This is a genomic window from Kribbella sp. NPDC003557 (assembly GCF_040610805.1).
Lineage (GTDB): Bacteria > Actinomycetota > Actinomycetes > Propionibacteriales > Kribbellaceae > Kribbella.
The window spans coordinates 117,749-136,542 of sequence record NZ_JBEXMY010000002.1; the positions used below are offsets into that span (position 1 = coordinate 117,749).

Annotated in this window: 16 protein-coding genes; 7 read left to right on the forward strand and 9 right to left on the reverse strand. The window is 70.5% G+C overall.

The features are described 5' to 3' along the window. Window positions 1-31 precede the first annotated feature (31 nt). Both ABZW60_RS06480 and ABZW60_RS06485 read left to right on the forward strand, forming a co-directional pair. On the forward strand, window positions 32-355 hold the full coding sequence (locus ABZW60_RS06480; protein WP_355474685.1) for a hypothetical protein: 324 nt from the start codon (window positions 32-34) through the stop codon (window positions 353-355). Window positions 356-365: 10 nt separating this feature from the next. After that, the gene (locus ABZW60_RS06485) at window positions 366-1,571 is read left to right on the forward strand and encodes a hypothetical protein (protein WP_355474687.1); all 1,206 of its coding nucleotides are present in this window, start codon (window positions 366-368) and stop codon (window positions 1,569-1,571) included. Between the two features lie 241 nt (window positions 1,572-1,812). Here ABZW60_RS06485 and ABZW60_RS06490 read toward each other — a convergent pair whose 3' ends face one another. Beyond that, window positions 1,813-2,244 (reverse strand): hypothetical protein, encoded by a 432-nt coding sequence (locus ABZW60_RS06490; RefSeq protein WP_355474689.1) that lies wholly within the window; start codon window positions 2,242-2,244, stop codon window positions 1,813-1,815. Window positions 2,245-2,548: 304 nt separating this feature from the next. On the opposite strand from ABZW60_RS06490, the gene ABZW60_RS06495 reads away from it, so the two are divergent. The 3 genes from ABZW60_RS06495 to ABZW60_RS06505 all read left to right on the forward strand — a co-directional run bounded on the left by ABZW60_RS06495 (window position 2,549) and on the right by ABZW60_RS06505 (window position 6,106). Continuing rightward, a complete protein-coding gene (locus ABZW60_RS06495) occupies window positions 2,549-3,214 on the forward strand; it encodes a type VII secretion protein EccE (protein WP_355474691.1) in 666 nt (221 codons plus the stop codon). Window positions 3,215-3,425: 211 nt separating this feature from the next. Then, on the forward strand, window positions 3,426-4,460 hold the full coding sequence (locus ABZW60_RS06500; RefSeq protein WP_355474693.1) for a LuxR C-terminal-related transcriptional regulator: 1,035 nt from the start codon (window positions 3,426-3,428) through the stop codon (window positions 4,458-4,460). Continuing rightward, the gene (locus ABZW60_RS06505; protein WP_355474695.1) at window positions 4,457-6,106 is read left to right on the forward strand and encodes an AAA family ATPase; all 1,650 of its coding nucleotides are present in this window, start codon (window positions 4,457-4,459) and stop codon (window positions 6,104-6,106) included. Before ABZW60_RS06500 ends, ABZW60_RS06505 begins: the two co-directional genes overlap by 4 nt. On the opposite strand, the gene ABZW60_RS06510 is transcribed toward ABZW60_RS06505, so the two are convergent. Beyond that, window positions 6,101-6,667, reverse strand: a complete 567-nt coding sequence (locus tag ABZW60_RS06510; protein ID WP_355474697.1) for a hypothetical protein — start codon at window positions 6,665-6,667, stop codon at window positions 6,101-6,103. The genes ABZW60_RS06505 and ABZW60_RS06510 overlap by 6 nt on opposite strands. Next, window positions 6,664-7,230 (reverse strand): hypothetical protein, encoded by a 567-nt coding sequence (locus ABZW60_RS06515; RefSeq protein WP_355474699.1) that lies wholly within the window; start codon window positions 7,228-7,230, stop codon window positions 6,664-6,666. Before ABZW60_RS06515 ends, ABZW60_RS06510 begins: the two co-directional genes overlap by 4 nt. A 127-nt stretch (window positions 7,231-7,357) precedes the next feature. Between ABZW60_RS06515 and ABZW60_RS06520 the strand changes: the two genes are divergently transcribed. Then, window positions 7,358-8,884, forward strand: a complete 1,527-nt coding sequence (locus ABZW60_RS06520) for a protein kinase (RefSeq protein ID WP_355474701.1) — start codon at window positions 7,358-7,360, stop codon at window positions 8,882-8,884. On the opposite strand, the gene ABZW60_RS06525 is transcribed toward ABZW60_RS06520, so the two are convergent. The 5 genes from ABZW60_RS06525 to ABZW60_RS06545 form a co-directional block, all read right to left on the reverse strand. Beyond that, complete coding sequence (locus ABZW60_RS06525; protein WP_355474703.1) at window positions 8,885-10,921, reverse strand: DUF3488 and transglutaminase-like domain-containing protein; 2,037 nt, start codon at window positions 10,919-10,921, stop codon at window positions 8,885-8,887. Next, a complete protein-coding gene (locus ABZW60_RS06530; RefSeq protein WP_355474704.1) occupies window positions 10,918-12,045 on the reverse strand; it encodes a DUF58 domain-containing protein in 1,128 nt (375 codons plus the stop codon). The genes ABZW60_RS06525 and ABZW60_RS06530 overlap by 4 nt, the downstream gene beginning before the upstream one ends. Beyond that, a complete protein-coding gene (locus ABZW60_RS06535) occupies window positions 12,042-13,019 on the reverse strand; it encodes a MoxR family ATPase (protein WP_355474706.1) in 978 nt (325 codons plus the stop codon). Before ABZW60_RS06535 ends, ABZW60_RS06530 begins: the two co-directional genes overlap by 4 nt. A gap of 20 nt (window positions 13,020-13,039) precedes the next feature. After that, window positions 13,040-15,358: a fibronectin type III domain-containing protein gene (locus tag ABZW60_RS06540; RefSeq protein ID WP_355474708.1), complete on the reverse strand. Its 2,319-nt coding sequence runs from the start codon at window positions 15,356-15,358 to the stop codon at window positions 13,040-13,042. Between the two features lie 78 nt (window positions 15,359-15,436). Then, entirely contained in the window at window positions 15,437-16,780 is a 1,344-nt protein-coding gene (locus ABZW60_RS06545; protein WP_355474710.1) for a BTAD domain-containing putative transcriptional regulator, read from the reverse strand. A 252-nt stretch (window positions 16,781-17,032) separates the two neighbouring features. Between ABZW60_RS06545 and ABZW60_RS06550 the strand changes: the two genes are divergently transcribed. Further along, window positions 17,033-17,392 (forward strand): PASTA domain-containing protein, encoded by a 360-nt coding sequence (locus ABZW60_RS06550; RefSeq protein ID WP_355474712.1) that lies wholly within the window; start codon window positions 17,033-17,035, stop codon window positions 17,390-17,392. Window positions 17,393-17,424: 32 nt separating this feature from the next. Here ABZW60_RS06550 and ABZW60_RS06555 read toward each other — a convergent pair whose 3' ends face one another. Next, the gene (locus ABZW60_RS06555) at window positions 17,425-18,708 is read right to left on the reverse strand and encodes a DUF2252 domain-containing protein (protein ID WP_355474714.1); all 1,284 of its coding nucleotides are present in this window, start codon (window positions 18,706-18,708) and stop codon (window positions 17,425-17,427) included. Between the last annotated feature and the right edge of the window lie 86 nt (window positions 18,709-18,794).

An 18,794-nucleotide genomic window follows, 5' to 3' on the forward strand; every position in this document is an offset into this window, starting at 1 on the left:
GTGGTGCAGAAGACGAACCCGAGGAGGAAGTATGGACATCGGCACGCTGACCGTGGTGCCCGACGAGCTGCGCCAGTTCGCGACGCTCGCGCCCCTGTCGACCGTCACCCCGGTCTCCGGAACGGTCCAGGCGACACCGCCGCTGGCCGGCCCGATGCCGGAGAGCGCGACGGTCGAGGCACATGTGCGTTTCTGCGTCGAGAACACCGGCCAGGTCACGTTGCAGGCGACCAGCGGGATTGCCTCGCTGATCGACTCGGCGCTGTCGATCGCCGGCCTCTTCGAGTCGACCGACCTCGCGAGCGCGACCGCGCACAAGGCGCTCGCCGATGAGTTGCCGACGGCAACGGATTGACGGGGCGATCATGGGTGCGTACTTCGGGATGGAACTGAACGCGATGGCGTCGATGCTGTACGGGCAGCGCGCCGAGCCGTGGCACGCGGGCGCCGACATGTGGGGCTCCGCCTGTCAGCAGCTGCTCGCGACACACGGCGACCTCGGTGCCGCCAACAGCGTCATCGGCACCTGGCCGCAGAGCATCGGCTCGCTGTCGCAGGTGGCATTCAACGGGCAGGTCGTCGGCAGCCTCGCCTCGCTCGGCGAGTGGGCTGCGTACACCGGTGCGATGTCGGCCGCGCTGCGGCTCGGCGGTACGGCGCTGAACGCGGCGCAGGCGGTGATGCCGGCGCTGCAGAGCGGGTACGACACGGCGGTCGCGCTCAGCGGCGTACCGATCATCGGCCCGTTCGCGGCGCAGGTCGCAGTCGGTCTGCAGCAGGTCGGCGCCGGGATGATGGAGGCGGTCGGGGTTGTCATGCAGGCACCCACCGCCGTACCGCAGCCCACGCAGGGCTGGCAGGGTCCTGGTGAGGGTGGAGCGATGCCGTCGTCACCGGTGACCGCCGCGTCCGTCACGGAGGTGCTGGACGCCACGGACAAGCTGTTCGACGTGATGACGAAGGGCACCAGTCTCGTCCAGACCATCACAGGTCTCGCGCAGTCCGGAAGCCTGGGTGACGCACAGGATGCGCTGGACAAGCTGCCCGGCTACGAGAACCTGCCCGGCACGCTGATCCACCCGGACCTGCCGACGCTGGCGGGCGGGACGACGACGCTCCCGACGCCGATCGCCGACCCGTCGATCGGCGTCCCGCTCAACCCGGCCGGGTCGCCCGGCGGGATCCCGGCCGCAGTCCTGGCCGGCACGCTAGGCGCGACAACAAGCTCCCTACGCAGTACGCCGCTCACCGCTACCGCTGGTGCCCGAATCACACCCGGCAACGAGCCCGCACTAGCCGGCACCACCGCCCGCGCCGCAGCAACAACCCCCAAACCGACCCCGGCGATCGCACCCCCCATGTCCACCCCCTCCGGCGGCACCTCCAACGACCTCCGCAACAACACCCGCAAACGCCCCCGGCAGGACGACTCCGCCAGCCAAACCGGAGTCCAACCCAACCTCCAAGGCCGCACCGCCCACCCCTCCCCCACCCAATTCACCCTTCCCCCCACCCACCACCGCCCCTCCGGTCCCCTCCTCGACGACGAGCTCTTCACCCCACTCTCATGACCCCACCCCCCACCACCCCAACCCCCAGCTCACCCGCCGTCCCAACCACGCCGCACCCCGCCCCGCCCTCTGCTACCACCCCAGTCCCCCCACCCCACCCAGCCGCCCCGCCGGCCCTAGCCGGCTCACCCATCCCAGCCGGCACGCCCAGCCCAGCCGGCACACCCACATCGCCGGGCGAGGTGACCCCATCCGGCACGGTCGCCTCGTCCGGCGCAACCGCCGGACCCCGCGCAGCAGCTCAGTCCGGCAAGTTCGCGCCACAGGGCCCCGTCACCCCGCCGGGCACGGTGACCTGGTCCGGCGCTGCCGGCTCACCCGGTACAGCCATCCCGTCCGGCACAACCCCAGCGCCCGGACCCGTCACCCTGCCCGGCGCAGCCGCGTTCCCCGGCACCGTCACCTCGCCCGACACGGCCGCCGCGGCCGGCATGGCTCTCGCGTCCAGCCCGGTCACCTGGCCCGGCACAGCCCCCGGCACAGCCCCCGGCCCGGTCGCCCTGCCCGCGGCAGCCGCCTCGTCCGCCACAGTCACCTCGCCCGGTACGGGCACCTTGGCTGGCACGGCCGTCCTGTCCGGCACACCCTCCGCGCCCGGCCCGGTCGCCCTGCCCGGCGCAGCCGTCTCGTCCGGGAGTGCCACCTCGCCCGGTACGGGCACCTCGGCAGGCACAGCCCTCGCGTCCGGCGCAGTCGCCTCGGCCGGCGCAGCCGGGGCGGTGGGGGCGGGCGGGCGGTCGTACCGGTCTGGGTTTGCGTCGCCGGGGGCTGGACAAGCCGGGGGGCCGGTGTCGGCTGGTCCTACCGGGCCGGCTCAGCAGCAGGTGGTGCCGCCTGTGGTGGGGGCGGTGCGGTTGCGGGTTCGGGTGGCGCAGGTGGTTTGTTGGCAGGTGGTGCTTGGGGTGGTGGCTGGGTTGGTGGGGCGGGGGCTGGGGGCGGAGGTAGTCGCCGGGGTGGTGCTGGTTGGCGTTGGTGGTGTGACGGCGATCGGGTGGCGTGGGTTGTGGTGTTTCGAGTGGGTCTGGCTGGCTCTCGGCTACCTTCTGCGCGGGCCGCGGTTCGTGGCGGTCGAGGGGTATCGCGGGCGGCTCGAGCTCGGCGACTTCGACGCCGGTACGATCGTCCGCCCCGACGGCGTGACAGTCCTGCTCGAAACCGACCTACCACCGGACGCGGCACCCGTCGACCTGATGGAGGACCGGACGGGCCTGCGCATCAAGCTGATCCGCCGCCCCGGTCGCGCCTGGATCGCCCTCACCGCGGTCCGGTCCGTCGACCGTCGCGACGACGCCGAGCTGAACCTCCTCCTGTCCAACACAGTCCGGCGGCTGACCAAGCGCCTCCGCCGCCAGGGCCTCCGCGCTGAGCCGCTGGACCCGGACGACCTCACCGGCCTCCTCACCTCCCTGACCCCGAAACAGGTCTCCGAGGAGTGGGACGCCCTCGACCTCGGCACCGGCCGCTACCGCCTGTACGCCGTACCTGCGCACCTCGCTCTACAGCAGGCAGGAGCCACCACCGTCACCACCTCGACCGACCGCGACCACGCCCTGGTCGTAGCCCGCGCCGACGCCCCACAGAGCCCGGCCGCCGTCCACCAGACCGGCCGGCAACGGGCCGCCTTCCTGGCCGCACTCCCGTGATCAAGCCTGGCTGGAGCCCCGCTGGACAGCCGCTGTATCGGCTGTACCAGGCGTGGACATCCGCAAGATCCCCGCTGGACGGGCCCTCGCGATGGTTCTGGTGTTCAGACCGAGTCCCAGCGACTCACCGAATCGAGCGAGGTGTCCCGTGTACCAGTCAGAGCCCTCCGAAGGCGCTTCGTACCCCCGTGCGGCTCGTTACCCGCGAGCCGTGAAGTCCGCACCGCAGGTCCGCACCACCGGGCTGCGGCTCGCCCATCTGGGCGTCGACGCGACCGCCGAGCGCATGTACCTCGTGGTCCTCGAGCGGCCCTCCTGGACCCCGGCCGAGCTCGGCGAGCGACTCGGGCTGGACGAGACCGCGATCCGCGAGGTGATCCAGCACCTGAGCGGTCTCGGCCTGCTCGCCCGGGACAGTGCGGGCGATGTGGTGCGGCCGCTCAACCCCCGGCTCAGCCTCACCGCCCTGCTCGCCGAACGGGAGGCCGACCTGGCGCGCGTCACCCGCGACCTGGAACGCAGCAGGGTCGCCGCGGCCGAGATCGCCGGCGAGTTCGCCCGCCGCCACCCGGCGCCGCTCGGTGACGGCAACAGCGCGCTGGACTGGGCCGGCAGTCCGGCCGCCGCACAGCGCACCATCGAGGGTCTGCTGAAGGCGGCCGCCGGCGAGGTGCTGGTCAGTACGCCGGCCACAGCAGCGCTGTCCGACCCGATCGCCGGTCTCCGCGAGCTGGGCACGGCCGTCCTGGCTCCGCCTGTCCGCTACCGCATCCTTGTTCCGGACGCCGCCCGCACGGACCCCATGCTGTCGCGACGGCTGCAGCAGCTCAGCCGCAACGGGGCCCAGGTCCGTACGGCGCCGACCGTCCCGCTCTGCGCCCTGATCGTCGACGCGGCGACCGTCGCGCTGCCGGCCGACCGGACCGGTCGTGGAGCCGTCAGCATCCTCCGGCTGGCCGCTGCCGTAGGTGCTGTGACCGAGCTGTTCGAACGGGTTTGGCACACCGCCACCCCGCTGCGCCAGCCGACCGGTCTGGGCGACGCATCCGGGCTGACGGTCCGCGAACGCGAGGTCCTCTCGCTGCTCGGCGACGGCGGCACCGACGCGTCAGCTGCCGCGCAGCTTGGTGTGTCGGTCCGCACCGTCCGCCGGATGGTCTCGGAGATGATGGCGCGCCTCGGCGCCCAGAGCAGGTTCCAGGCCGGAGTGAAGGCGGCCGACCGCGGCTGGGTGGGCACGCGATGAGCCGCACGCTCCTGGTCGCGCCGGACCGCCCGGGCGCCTACCCGACGATCGGTGCCGCAGTACTGGACGCTCCGGACGGCGCCGTCGTCTCGATCGCTCCCGGCGTCTACCGAGAGACCATCGACCTGGCCGACCGCTCGCTGACCCTGACCGCCGACGCAGGTGAGGTGGTCATCGACGCCACAACCGCACAGAGCCCTGTACTGCGCTCCGCGGCCGGACGCCTCGTACTGCGCGAGCTGACCATCCGCGGCAGCGACGCACCCGCCGTAGAGCTGAACGGCGGGACCCTGCGCGCCGAACGCTGCAGACTCGCAACCGCCTTCGGCCCCGTCGCGCTTGTCACCGGCCCGGCCGAGGTGTCGCTGTCGCACTGCCAGATCGACGGCGGCGAACACGGCCTGGTCCTCGAGGACTGCACCGCGCAGATCGAGCACACCAAGATCGCCGGTGCCTCCGCGGACGGCGTCATCGTCCGCCTCGGCGCCGCCGTCGTACTCCGCGACTGCCAGGTCAGCGACTGCGGACGGCGCGGCATCTACGCGTACCAGCACGGCCGGCCGACCATCGAGAGCTGTGAGGTCACCGGTACCGCAGAGGCCGGCGTACTGATCGCTTACGAGTCCACCGCGGCACTGCGGCACACGCTCGTCCGTGACACCGCCGGATCGGCTGTGGTGTTCGGACGCCGCTGCCGGGGCGAGGTGCTGTCCTGCCGTTGGGAGAACACCGCGGAGCCGGCTCTCGACATCGCGGAGCCTGACCTGGTCTCCGTGACCGCTGCCGTGCAGGCCGAGGCGCGGGCGACCACGGACGAGCCTGCCGTCGCCGACGTGGAGTCGCTGCTCGCGGAGCTGGACGCCATGGTCGGTCTGGCCGGCGTGAAGGACGAGGTGCGCAGTCTGATCGACGAGATCCAGGTCAACGAGTGGCGGCGGAAGGCGGGCCTACCAGTGGGGAGTCTGAGCCACCACCTGGTGTTCGCTGGTGCACCCGGTACCGGCAAGACCACGGTGGCGCGCATCTACGGCAAGCTGCTCGCGGCACTCGGCGTCCTGCCGAAGGGGCAGTTCAGCGAAGTGGCCAGGCGCGATCTGGTCGGGCAGTACCTCGGCCACACCGCGGAGAAGACCACGGTCGTGTTCCAGGAGGCGAACGGCGGCGTGCTGTTCATCGACGAGGCGTACGCGCTCTCCCGGGCCGGCGCCGAGAACGACAGCTTCGGGCAGGAGGCGATCGACACCCTGGTCAAGCTGATGGAGGACCATCGCGACGAGGCCGCGGTCATCGTCGCCGGGTACAGCGCCGAGATGCTCCGCTTCCTGGACGCGAACCCCGGACTGGCTTCCCGGTTCTCGAAGACCATCGACTTCGAGAACTACTCGGCCGACGACCTGACGCTCATCGTGCAGCGGATGGTCGCCGCGAACGAGTACGACCTGGACGACGACGCGACGCCGATCCTGCAACGACACTTCGCGGTCGCCTCGCAGGCTGCGAACTTCGGCAACGCCCGCGACGCCCGCCGGCTGTTCGACCGGGTCCGGAAGGCGCAGTCCCAGCGTCTGCGCCGGCTGGGCGGCATGCCGAGCATCAGCGACCTGCGCATGTTGCAGGTCGAGGACGTGACCGCGGCCGTGTCATGACACCGTGTCCAGCACGACGACGGACTCCGAGAGCAGTGTGGACAGCCCGTCGAGGACGGTGCCGAGCTGATCGGCCGGTACGCCGGGCTCGCCCGCGACCTGCTCGCCGATGGTCGCGAGTACTTCGCAGTGCGCCCAGAGCGACGGCGCAACCCAGCCCCACTGCCACAACTCGTACGTCGTGGGGTCTACCGTCGCCAGCGGCTCCAACCCCGGCACGCCGATCGCGAAGCGGCCGGGGTCGTCGGGACGGTTGCCCAGCCCGACGAACAGCGGCCGTAACCGGTGCTGCTGCGCGAACGCGATCGTGTCGTCGGCCCGAGCCAGTACGCCGCGACGCAGCAGGACTTCTACGTGCTGATCCGCGTCGTCAATGTGGGCGGCTTCGCACGCAGCCAACAGGTCCGTCACGTCGGCCGAGCGGTGCGCCAGGTCCCAGACACGGAGCTCTGCTTCGCTCAGGAGCTCCGTCGTGCGGCCGACGCGGACGACGTGCCGCACCGGGTCGCCTGCGACGTGCGGCCCGGCGGCATGGCCGATCGGAAAGAGCAAGGCACTCACGCTCGGCCCTCAGGTACGGCGATGTCGAGACAGGCGGCGCTCAACGCCAGCAGCGGGTGCAGCGCGGTCAGTACGGCGCTCACATCCGCATCGCGCTCTGTGCACGCGGCCAGAAGACTGGGAGACAGGTGACACCACAACCACACGTCGTAGAGGGTCCGGGTCATCCCGACGAACGGTTGATTGGCTGTCCCTGCCGTGAACATCGTGGTGGCCTCAGCAGAGCTCCCGCGGCCGATGTGCAGCGGGAGCAACCGGTGGGACGCCGCAAAGTCCGACGGGACGTCCACGTCGACCTCGGCGAGCAGGCGCCTGCTCAGCAAGCTCTCGATCAGCACGTCGGAGTCCTGGATCCTCCTGCCGGCCAGGAGCGCAACCATGCGGGCCCGGTTCCAAGGGCCGCCCTCGTCAGCGAGACCGTGAGCGAGCGCCCAGACCGCGAACTCCTCGTCGTCCAGCTCGACGATCTCCCAACCGAGGCGTACTTGCTGGACATGGATGCCCCCGGCGTCGGCGTAGTACGTCCCGAGGCACTGGCCGATCGGGAACATCCGCGTGCTCATACCGTTCACGCTCCCAGCCGCACCGCGGTCCGCGGCGCGCCTTGCAGCATGTGGCCAGTGTCTGGCCGCAGCCGCCGCAAGGCCTCGGACGACCTGGTCGCACGGGAAGATGGGAGACGTGACAGACATGGCAGGACCTGACTCCGTCCCGGCGCTCCCGGGGTGCACGGACGTGGTCCTGGTCCGCTCCGGGATCCCGAGGGTGTACCGATGCCTGCGGCAAGGAACAGCGGCCGGTGCGTTGGTGTATCCGGTCCGCGTCGATACAAGTACTGCCGCAGCGTTCGGCAAGCAGGCCAAGGCTTTGCAGGGCGTGGACCATCCTCACGTGGCGCCGGTCGTCGAGTCGGGTGTCGTCGACGGCTTCCCGTACCTGATCAGCATCGCCGACACCGGGACGCTCGCGGAGCAACTACGCAGTCAACTGCTCTCTCCCGCTGAGCTCGCCGTGCTCGGTCGCCAACTCGCAGAAGGCCTGGCCGCGCTGCACGGCGCAGGGCTGGTTCACGGCGGCCTCACGCCAGGTGCGGTGGTTCTGCTGCCGGATGGGCGTCCGCAGCTGTCTGCACTCACCCTTGGACTCGGCCAGCACACCGGCCACGCCGCCCTGAACTCACCGAGCCAGCTGTACGTCGCCCCGGAGACGCTGCGGGACGGGACGCTGACTGCGTCGTCCGACCTGTACGCATTGGGTGCCGTGCTGCACGCAACAATCAGCGGGAAGCCGCCTCTGGCCGCACGGATGGGTGAGACGGCCGGGGAGCACATCCTGCGTGTGCTGAACGAGCCGCCGGAGCGTCTCGACGTCCTGCCGGACGCGTTCGCGGAGGTAATCGCGCGGCTGCTGGAGAAGGACCCGGCGAAGCGCCTGGTGTCTGCGGAGGTCGTCGCTGCGGCCCTTGCGGCGTTGGCGACGCCGCCGATGCCTTCCGTGCGTCCGGTGACTGCCACACCGGCTCCTGCGGCCCCGAAAGCGCCTGTTCCTTCGGGTCCCAAGGCGGCACCTCTACCACGGCCGGCCGTGATGTCCCGAGCCCTTCTTCGCTCGTGGCCCACGGCCCAACAGCCGGCCACCACCCCCACGCCACCTCCTCCAGCGCCCCCAGCAGCGCCGGTACAGCCGGTTGCATCGCCGGCCGCTCCTGCGCCGACAACCGCAAGCGCACCGGGCGCTCCTGCTCCGACGACCCCCGGCGCACCGACCGCCCCAACTCCACAAGGACACTCAGCGCCCGCGTCGGTCGCGAGCAAGCGACGCAACTGGCTCCTTGTCGCAGCGAGTGTTGTCGCGGCAGCCGCGGTCATCACGACCTTCGCCGTGGTCAACCGCAGGGGCCAGACCGACACACCTCCGCTCAGCGCTCCGACCCCGACGACCGTCTCCACACCCGCGTTCGCGGTCACGCTGAATCCGCCCGCCGACCACAGCACGTACGTCGACCTCAGCTGGAGCGGACCGCCCGACGTCAACTACGTGGTCGTCGTCGCCCAGGCCGGCAAGCGCGCCGACACCAAGCTGGTCTACAAGCGGACCAAGGACCGCGTGGCGGTCGTGCCCGGGATCCAGTACTGCTTCGCGGTGCAGGCCACCGACGGCGTCAACCAGATCGAGACCGACCCGCGCCCGATCCGCGACGCCCAGTGCGAGCGCTGATCACCCGATCAGGCTGCGTACGCTGAACGTCGTACGGACCCGCTCCGACAACCGTCCCTCGGCCAGTCCGCGCTGAGCCTTGCGTACGGCGGACCACGCGAACTCCCGGTCCGGGTCGGAGTCCTGCCCCGACCACAGCGCCCGGTCCAGGCACCCTGCCAGCAGCGTCATCGCCTGCGACACAGGCCCGTCCGAGTCACGCGCCAGATCGCGCGCCGTCGCGGCCGGGGTCACCCGCAGGCCGTGGTCCCGCAGCAGATCACGGGCCTCGGCCCACGCTCCGAGCGTGCCAAGCCGCCTGCGCCGGCTCCGCCGTACCGCCTTCGCCAGGGGCACACCGACGATCCACAACACCAGCAACGCTCCGACCGCGGCGGCGACCACGATCAGCACACCCCAGCCCGGCCAGTGGTACGTCGTCTTCGGCTCGGGCACCGGCAGCGTCGGCTCGGACTGGTGTTCGCGCTCGATCTCCTTGGTGGACGGCAACTGCTTCCGCACCGTCTCCGCAGCACCGGCCAGTCCGCCGCCCGCTTTGGACACAGCCGTTCCGGTCGGGTCGAGCGCCACCCACCCGACGCCGGTCACCGCGACCTCGGGCCAGGCGAGGACGTCGCGGTTCCGGATCACGGACGTGCCGTCCGGGCTCGGCGTGTCCGGCTGCTTGAAGCCCACCACGAGCCGCGCCGGCAGCCCGAGCAGCCGCGCCATCACGACGTACGCCGCGGCGAACTGCTCCGATGTGCCGCGCTTGCTGCGCAGCAGGAAGTGGTTGAGCTGCGGATACCCGTGCCCGGTGGGGAGGTTGTCGCCCGTGGCCAGCTTGTAGTTCGTCCGCAGGTACTTCTCGAGCACCAACGCCAGCTGGAACGACGGGCGTACGTCGCCGGCGATGCTGCGCGCCAGCTCGTCGATCCCGGCCGGCACCTCACCGAGGTCGGCGCCGCTGCCCGCGTCCGGGTCGATGCCGGACGACGCGAGCCGCTCCGCGTCGACTGTCGGCTCGGCCCAGCTGACCCGGTACTGCGACGGCCGCTGCTGCTCGGCCAGCAGCGCACCGGACGCGGGATCGACCAGCAGGGGCACGTCGTCTACGACCGACACCGTCCGCGCTTGGCTCGGCAGCCACGGCAGCGACCAGTCCGCGAGCGCGACATCCGCGGACTGCCGTCGTACCGGCACTGTCACGCGGGGGTCAAGCGACAGCTCCCGCCCGAGCCGCTGGAACTTCGGGGCGGCCGTCCAGGTCACACCGTCGAAGTTGTCCAGGGCAATCACCGGCCAGCGGTCCACCGGGCCGTCAGCGCGCGCAGTGAACACCACGGTGTCCGGGGAGCGCAGCCGCGCGGCAACCTCGGTCAGTGGATTGCTGAGCACAGTCGGCGAGTCAGGCGGACTCGGCTTGGCCAGGTGAACCGCAGCTGACGTCGGCAGCGCTAGCCCGAGAGTGGTGGCACCAACTGCCATCGCAGCGAGCGCAGCGACCAGACGGACCCAGGCAGCACGCTCACTCGGCCACTGCAGCAGAACCAAGGCAAAGCAACCAGCGAGCGCCAGTCCGACCAGTACTGCGTCCAGTCCGGTCACTGTCACATATGCCTGCGACAGACCGGCAACTACCACCGCCGGGAGCAGCGCCAGCAGCCGAGAGCGTTGCAGAACGCGCACACCGACCAGGCAGGCAAGCAGAACGAGCGCTGGGACGAAGGCGACCAAGTCCGGCGACGGGCTCGCCGGCCACGTCGACTCGAGCGTGCGGCGCCAACCGGACGTCACGGCCTCCCACAACGACAGCGGCCGGCCCGCAGCACCAGGTATGACGGCCAGCAGTGCGACGACGCCGCCGGCAAGCGTCAGCGGTACGCGTCCGCGAGCCAGCCGCGGTCGCCGCAGAATCGCTTCCTCGACCAGGAACGCGACAACGGCGACCGCCAGCATCGGCCACAGCACAGCCGACGTCCCGAACAGAGGCGCGAACAACAGGCCGGCCACCACACCGGCAGCGAGCACACCGAGGACCGGTAGACGTCGGCTCATACCGGGACCGAGTTCCAAGCGTCGACCGCGGTCTGTGCTGCCTCGGCGCGGATGACATGAACGCCCGCGCCGGTGTGCACCGACGGCTCGTCGTGTGTCAGGTCGATGCAGACGACAGGGCGGTAGCTCGCGCTGAGATTCGGCACCTCGGCCAGACCCGCAGTGTCGCCGGTCAGGACGACCAGTGCGCCACCGTCACGCGCAACAGGCAGGGCCTCGAGCAAGTTGGTCGTAGTGGTCGACTGCACCACCGTCGCAAGCTCGTCGAGCAGATCGCTGACGGACTGTACGTCGTGGTCCGTGCCGCACTGCGTGGTCAGCCGAAGCCGCTGGCCGGACTGTGCGGCAACCACCAGGATCGACGCCGCGACCGACACAGCGGTGTCGAACTGGTCCGCCGTCAACGCGGTCGACCGTGTGTCCAGCAAGACCTGCAGCCGTGGCTGATCCGGGTCGACGTACTCACGCACCATCAACCGGCCCGCACGTGCGGACGCCTTCCAGTGCACGTGGCGGACCTCGTCGCCCGGCACATACTCGCGCAACCGGCGCAGGTCGATCGAGCCACGCAGCGGGCCGGCCGACACCGGCCCCTCGAAGTGATGGCGTTGCCGGATACCAGCAGCCGTACGAGCGGCATACCGCTTCGGGTGAACGAGGAGCGTAGCCGTGTCACCGATCGACACCTGGCAAGAGACCAGCCCGAAAGGGTCGGACCGGCGCAGCAGCAACGGCCCTACGGGCAGCGGTCCCCGCCGGGCGGTCGGCAGCTCGTAGTGGTACGTCGCGACGCCGTTGGGCGCCAGGGCTGTGACCGCCACCTCGGACTGGTGCGCACCAGCGGTGTCCGCCGCGACGAAGGCCGGCTGGCGGCGTGTGGACTCGTTGCGCACCATCAGCCGCGCCAATGCGGGCTGCCCGCACTCGACGCGGTCCGGGTACAGCACACGCTCCACAGTGACCTTGGGTCGGCGTACGACGGTCAGCACGCTGACAAGTACCGCCGCGAGCCCTGCACCGGCGAGGACTCGCAGCATCGGGTAGCCGAGCAGCTGACCCGCCACCAGCAAGGCGACGGAGCCGGCCATCACTCCCCAGGCTCGTAGCGTGAGCCTGGTTCTCATGGAACGACGCCAAGAGCCCGCTTGAGGTCACGCCGTACCGGGTTGCCGGGCGCCGGGGTGTCTTCGAGTACGTCGTCCACAACGCTCTCGGCCGTACGGCGGGCCAATGCGGCCTCCGCGGTCAGCACCAGGCGATGCGCGAGTACCGGATGCGCGATGCCCTTCACGTCGTCCGGTGTCACGAACGTCCGTCCGTCCGTCGCCGCGATCGCCCGGGCCGCGCGGATCAGGGCGATGCTGCCGCGCGGGCTCGCGCCGTACCGCACCGCGCTGTGCAGGCGGGTCGCCGCGGCGAGACGGACGGCGTACGCCATCACCGCCTCGTCGACGTACACCGACCGGACCGAGGCGATGACAGCGCTCAGCGTCTCCGGGTCGATCACCGGCTCCAGGTCGTCCGGGGTCGGTCCGGCGCCGTCCAGCGCGACGATCTCCACCTCGGCGTCCAGGTCCGGGTAGCCCATCTCGATCCGGAGCAGGAACCGGTCCAGCTGGGCCTCGGGCAGCCGGTACGTGCCCTCCATCTCGATCGGGTTCTGCGTGGCCAGCACCATGAACGGGTCCGGCACGCGATGGGTTTCCGCGTCGACCGTGACCTGCCGCTCGGCCATCACTTCGAGCAGCGCGGACTGGGTCTTCGGCGTACCGCGGTTGACCTCGTCGGCGAGAACGACGTTCGCGAACACGCCGCCGGGATGGAACACGAACCGGCCCTGCCCCTGGTCGTACACCACCACGCCGGTGATGTCGCCGGGCAGCAGGTCGGGTGTGAACTGGATCCGGCTCCAGCGGCCGCCGATGCTGCGCGCCAGGCTGCGGGCCAGGCTGGTCTTGCCCAGTCCCGGCAGGTCCTCGATGAGCAGGTGCCCGCCGGCGAACAGGGTCGCGACCGCCAGCCGGACGACCTGCGGCTTACCGCGGATCACCCGCTGGATGTTCGTGGCGATCAACTCGTACGCCTGCTGCGGTTCCATCCCACGCTCCGAGTCCCGCATCACCACTGCGCATCCTTCCGTCGCCGCGACGTCCGTCGTACCCGTGCGGCCGGCGTACTGGCCGGAGGCAGCGCCGGGGCTCCGGCGGCCGGAGCAGCCGTGGTGGAACCGGCTGCACCCGTGGCCGTCGGACTGCTGCTGTTGTTGCGCTCTCGCGTGATCGCCTTGACCGTGAACGTCAGCTGCAGAGCAGTAAGGCCGGTGTAGCGAGTGCTGGTCGTTGTCACGGTCCGGTCCGCCTGGCCGGTTGCGGAGACGACGTAGTGCACCAGCTGACCGCCGTTGAGGTTCGGCGCAGTCCAGGTGAGCGACACCGAGCCCCTGCCCGGAGTGGCAGTCACCTTCGGGGCTGCGGCCGGAGCGTACGGGTAGACCGTGCGCGTGGCAGCAGAACGCGGTGAGGTGCCTGCACTGTTCTTGGCGGTCACCCGATAGCTCACGCCCTTGCCGAGCGCCGGCTTCAGTGTCGTCGACGTCATGTACGTCGGCACCTGCGTCGTCGACCCGTCCGAGCCAAGCACCGTGTAGCCGGACAACGTGTAGTCGGAGGTGCTGGGCGACGTCCAGGACACCGTGACGGAGCCGTCAGCCTTGGTGGCCGCAGTGACCTTCGTCGGGGCGTCCGGCGGCGAGGCGGTCCCGCCGATCGACACCACCTTCGTGTCCACAGCCGGTCCGGTCCCGACACGGTTGGTCGCAGCCACCGTGAAGATGTAGCCACCGCCGTTCAGCAACTGGCTGAAGCTGTGGCTGCGGGAGCTGCCTCCGACGGTAACCGAGCCCGACGCCGGCAGACCGACGACAAAGGTGCCGGGTGCGACCCGGAAGCTCACCTTGTAGCCGGTGATCGCGGCGCCGTTCGCACGAGCCGCCTTCCAGCTGACAGTCGCCTTGCCCTGGCCCGACTTGGCGGTGACCGACCCGGGCGCTCCCGGCGCGGCCGGCGGCGGGGCGGTCGGCTTGTTGGTCGGCTTGACGGTCGGTTTCACCGTCGGCTTCACCGGCGGCGGTGTGGTCGGCTCCGTGGTCCGGGTCGGCTTGGTCTCCTTGGGCTCGACCGTCTCGGTCCGGCGGGGCTTGTCCGGCCCGACAGTGACATGGATCGGCGGCAGGATCGGCCGCCGCGTCGGCGGTGTGGAGGTCGGTGTCGAAGTCGGGGTCGAGGTCGGCGTGCTGCTGGGTGTCGGAGTGCTCGGGCTCGGGGTCGGCTTCTCGCTGGCGGACGGCGACACCGGCTTGTTGCCGCCGTCGACGTCGACCTCGCTCACGGTCCCGTCGCCGTCGACCACGGTCACGACCTCGCCGGTCTCGTCGTCGATGTAGATGCGGCCGTCCTGCCCGGCAGTCACCCGCGGGCCGTGCTTGTGATCGCCCTTCTTCTTGCTGAGCTCGTGCGTGTGCAGCGGCTTGCCGTCCGGCGCGAACGTCCGTACGACACGCTTGTCGGCGTCGAGTACCGCGACAGCGGCACCGGTCGCGGCGACCGCGTCGTACTTGCCCGGCGGCAGGCTGATGCTCTCGGCCGCCTTGGTGCCGGCAGCGTCGACAAGCAGCAGCCGCTGCCCGGCCAGGATCGGGATGCGGCCGTTGACGTCGGACTGCGCCACGACGGAGTTGACCGGAAGTGCGCCAGGGACGTCCATCGGCGCCGCGCGGCCTGCCGTGTCACCGGTCAGCGGCGTCAGGGTCCGCTTGGACAGGTTGGCGAAGGCAGGCTTACCGGCCACGCTCAGCAGCGCACCTGCGTCACCGGTCTGTGCCGGCAGCTCACAGGCCAGCGTTGTCGACGCCGGGGCCAGCCGGCAGAAGTGCTCGGCGTTCCGCAGCCAGAGCGCGCCGTCGGCAGTGGCGATCGCGCTGGACACCACGCTGCCCACGGTGATCGTCTGCTGCTGGTCGCCGAGCCGGACGATCTGCCCGTGCTGCCGGTACACCAGGTACGGCCCGCTCTGCGCCTCGATACCGATCGGTTCCTCAGGAATCCCGATCCGGACCGTGCTCTTCACGGTCAGGTCGGACTTGCCGAACACGATCACGCCATCCGCGCGGACGACGTACCCGTTGGTGCTGCCCTGGACGACCTGACTGCCCGCCCCTGCCTGGACGCCGCGGACCTCGGCGTCGACGCTCTTGCCGCCGCCGTCGACCCGGAAGACCGCGCCGACAGTCGCGTTGTAGACCCAGTGACCGGCCTGCTGGAAGGCGACCGCCGGAGTTCCGCGGCCGAGCGCGGACAGACCGACGAACGTCCCGAGGATCAACGCCGCGACCGTCCACCAGGCAACCGGCCGACGGATGGCACGGGCAATACGAGTCATGCGGCTACGGTGCCTTTCATCTGTCCAGCTGCGGTACAGCGGCGATACATCCGGCCATGAGTCGTCCGGAAGCGGTCGTCACGAGGCCACCGGGGAGCGTGCCGGGTTCTCGGGCTCGCCCAGGTCCGCCAAGGCCGCGCGGGCCTCCACGGCGGTCGGCGACTCCGGCAGCAGCCGCAGCGCGCGCCGCAGGTACTCCGCGGCCTGCTGCCTGGCCCCGGTGCTCGCCTCGGCCAGAGCCAGATTCACCAGCACAGTGCCCTCGGCGTCCCGGTCGTCGTGCACAGAGGCGATCCCCAGAGCGGCCGTGAACTCGGCTCGCGCGTCGTAAACCCGACCGGTCCGCGTCAGCGCGATGCCGAGGATGTTGCGGGTGATGAGTTCGCCGTACCAGTCCTTGCCGGCGCGGGTCGCGGCTGCGACGTCAGCGACCAGCGGGGCCCAGCCCGGCACGTCTCCACCGGTCTCGATGAACTGGTGCACCGCACTGGTCAGCAGCCACGCGTTCGACACGTCATCAGCGGCCAGCAGTTGACTGATCGCCATGGTGAACTCGGCGTGCCGCGTGGTGAACCAGTGTCGTGCTGCGGCGGCATGCTGGCCGTTCAGTGCACCCGCGGCTTCCAGCACCGTCCGCACGTACGCATCAGGTCCGGGCGGCTCGGCCTTCGGCTCCTCGGGTACGTCGGTCAACAGTTGCTGCTGTAGTCCACGCAGCTCGGGGCCCGGCTCGGTGCCCAGCTCGTCCACCAGTGCGGACCGTGCCTTCTGGTACGCCGCCAGCGCGTCAGCCCGGCGCCCAGCGTTCCGGTACGCGACGAGCAGCCGTACCCAGTTCGTCTCCCGCAGCGGGTCCTCGGTCGTCAAACTCCTGCACAGGGCGATCGCGTCGGCGAACCGTGACGTACCGATCAACGCGTCGGCCAGCCGCTCCCGGACAGACCAGTGCAGCTCGGCCAGCCGCGCCACCTCGGGCTGGTGCCCGTCAGTGACCAGCCCCTCGTACGGCGTACCTCGCCAGAGCGCTTGTGCAGACTCCAGGTGCTTCACGGCCGCGGCTGCGTCGCCCGCATCCAAAGACTCGTCCCCTGCGGTCAGCAAAGCCTGCAACCGGTCGGAGTCCAGCTCGCCGGCCTCCACCCGGATCCGGTACGCCTTGGACCGACTCTCGATCCGCTGGCCGTCCGCACCGAGCGGGGGCAGCGTTCTCCGGAGCTGCCAGATGTACGTCCCGATGTTGCGCTCTGCCGACACCGGAGGCGTCTTGCCGGCCCAGACCGTGTCGATCATCTCGCCCACAGCGACCCAGGTGTTGGCCTTCACCAACAGCAGCGCCAGCAGCGCCCGGGGCTTGTCGGCACGGATATAGCTGACCGCATCGGTGCCATCGATCTCCACCGGCCCCAGCACCCGGAACAACACCGCCGCACCACCTCCACCTGCGCTGGACTCACACCGAACCACTCCGACGCAACGACCCACGAGGCGGTTCCGTACCCACCGCCCTCGTTTCGCTACAGAAGGTAGTTACCCGCCCCCACCCCGCGCCACCCCCATGAAACCGGAATCGAAGGGTCAGCCGCGTCATCACGCAATGCGATTTCCTGGGTACCAGAGGTGTGTAAAGCTCATCCGACAGGCATAGGACGATCGACTCAGACAGGAGTGGCGACGATGGCGCAGAGGTGGTGGACAGCCGCCCTGGCCTGCTGCGCCACGCTCCTACCGGCGTCGTGCGGCACCCCCGGCTCGCCCACCCCGACGACCACCGTCACGTCCGTGACGACCCAGACCGCCTCCCCGTCCGTCCAGACCGGCGTAGTGCCCAACGTGGTCGGCCTCAACCACCAGCTAGCCCAGGACACCATGCAAGCCGCAGGCTTCTACTACCTCGCCGAAGAAGACGCCACCGGCCAAGGCCGAGCCCTCCTCAACGACCGCAACTGGGTAGTAGTCACCCAATCTCCCACCGCAGGCACCAGCGCGCCCCCGGACACCAAAATCACCCTCCGCTCCAAGAAGATCGGCGAGTAACACCCGCCGCACGCCGGGGGCACGGCGCAGCGTCAGGTTCCGCGGGTGACGGGGATGATTCCGGCGTCGACTGCCGCGGCGAGGCGTTGGTGGTCCTCGTCGTTGGTGTCGGCATACGTGAGAGCGAAATCGGCGATGGCCTCGTCGAAGGTCTCGGCGGATCCGAGGTAGCCGGCGATGGCGATCTCGTCACCTCCTCGGCCGTGGGCGCGGGCAAGCGTCCAGCCGCACATGCCGCCGTAGATGCCGAGACCACCGGGAGTGAGTTTGGAGGGGTCGATGGCGCCCTTCATGTCCCACAGTTGGCGCACGTAGTAGTCGAAGCCCCGGGGTCCGGTGGTCCAGCCCAGGAAGATGTCGGGCAAGGATTGCAGGAGCCGTTGCCCGACGACGACGCGCTCACCGTGGTGTGGGAACTCGCTGGCGCCGAGGTGCGGCTCGAGGACGCTGGCCTCGGCTTGTTTGACCTGGATGAACAGGAGGTCGTGCGGGCCTTTACCGCGGAGCAGTACGACGTAGCAGCGAGTGCCGACGCTGCCGACACCGACGACCTTGCGCGCGATGTCGACCATGTCGAACTGGTCGAACAGGTCGCGGCGGTGGTCGTCGAGGCTGAGCCGGTAACTGTCGACGGATTCCTGGATGCCGTTGGCGACTCGCTCCGCGTCGGGGCCGGTCAACAGTTCGCGGACCGGGACAAGGAGTGGCGGGTGGCTGGCCAGTCGTACCCCGGCCCTGCTGTGCTCACAGAGCTTGGCGAACGCCCGCAGGTTGTCGTGCGCCTTGGCCTTGGCGAAGACCTTGTGCAGCCGGGCGGGCGTCAGGTTGGGCGCGGTGGTCCCGAACTCCTTCTCCAAACGTTTGATGATGCCGGTCACCTGGGCGGCCGACAGGTGCAGATACCACAACTCGAGGGTCGCCAGGTCGGCGAAGGCCAGCATGGCTTCGCGGTACTCACGGACCGTCTCGCGCGCCGCCTCGCGTTGCTGGTCGAGCGTGAAGCCGTTCTGCCGGGCGGCGACGGCAACGCTGGCGGCGAGGCGTTTCACGTCCCATTCCCACGGCCCTGGCAGGGTTTCGTCGAAGTCGTTGACGTCGAAGACGAGGTCGCGTTCCGGTGTACCGAACAGGCCGAAGTTGACCAGGTGCGCGTCGCCGCAGGCCTGGACGGTGATGCCGCTGGTCGGCGTACCGGCCAGGTCGTTGGCCATGATCGCCGGGGCGCCGCGGAAGAACGCGAAGGGCGAGGCCAGCATTCGGCCGTAGCGCACCGGGACCAGATCCGGTTCCCGGCTGGCGGCCTGTGCATGCAGCACGTCGAGCGGGTCCGGCCGGTCCGGTGAGGGCTCCCACCGTGCATGCGCACGGCGCGGCACTCTGGCGCGAGCAGCCTTGCCTTGAG

What these genes read in the sequence shown, in the direction of transcription:
- ABZW60_RS06480 (WP_355474685.1), top strand. Translation starts at nt 32, where the DNA reads ATGGACATCGGCACGCTGACCGTGGTGCCCGACGAGCTGCGCCAGTTC.
- ABZW60_RS06485 (WP_355474687.1), top strand. Translation starts at nt 366, where the DNA reads ATGGGTGCGTACTTCGGGATGGAACTGAACGCGATGGCGTCGATGCTG.
- ABZW60_RS06505 (WP_355474695.1), top strand. Translation starts at nt 4,457, where the DNA reads ATGAGCCGCACGCTCCTGGTCGCGCCGGACCGCCCGGGCGCCTACCCG.
- ABZW60_RS06515 (WP_355474699.1), bottom strand. Translation starts at nt 7,230, where the DNA reads ATGAGCACGCGGATGTTCCCGATCGGCCAGTGCCTCGGGACGTACTAC.
- ABZW60_RS06520 (WP_355474701.1), top strand. Translation starts at nt 7,358, where the DNA reads ATGGCAGGACCTGACTCCGTCCCGGCGCTCCCGGGGTGCACGGACGTG.
- ABZW60_RS06525 (WP_355474703.1), bottom strand. Translation starts at nt 10,921, where the DNA reads ATGAGCCGACGTCTACCGGTCCTCGGTGTGCTCGCTGCCGGTGTGGTG.
- ABZW60_RS06530 (WP_355474704.1), bottom strand. Translation starts at nt 12,045, where the DNA reads ATGAGAACCAGGCTCACGCTACGAGCCTGGGGAGTGATGGCCGGCTCC.
- ABZW60_RS06535 (WP_355474706.1), bottom strand. Translation starts at nt 13,019, where the DNA reads ATGGAACCGCAGCAGGCGTACGAGTTGATCGCCACGAACATCCAGCGG.
- ABZW60_RS06540 (WP_355474708.1), bottom strand. Translation starts at nt 15,358, where the DNA reads ATGACTCGTATTGCCCGTGCCATCCGTCGGCCGGTTGCCTGGTGGACG.
- ABZW60_RS06550 (WP_355474712.1), top strand. Translation starts at nt 17,033, where the DNA reads ATGGCGCAGAGGTGGTGGACAGCCGCCCTGGCCTGCTGCGCCACGCTC.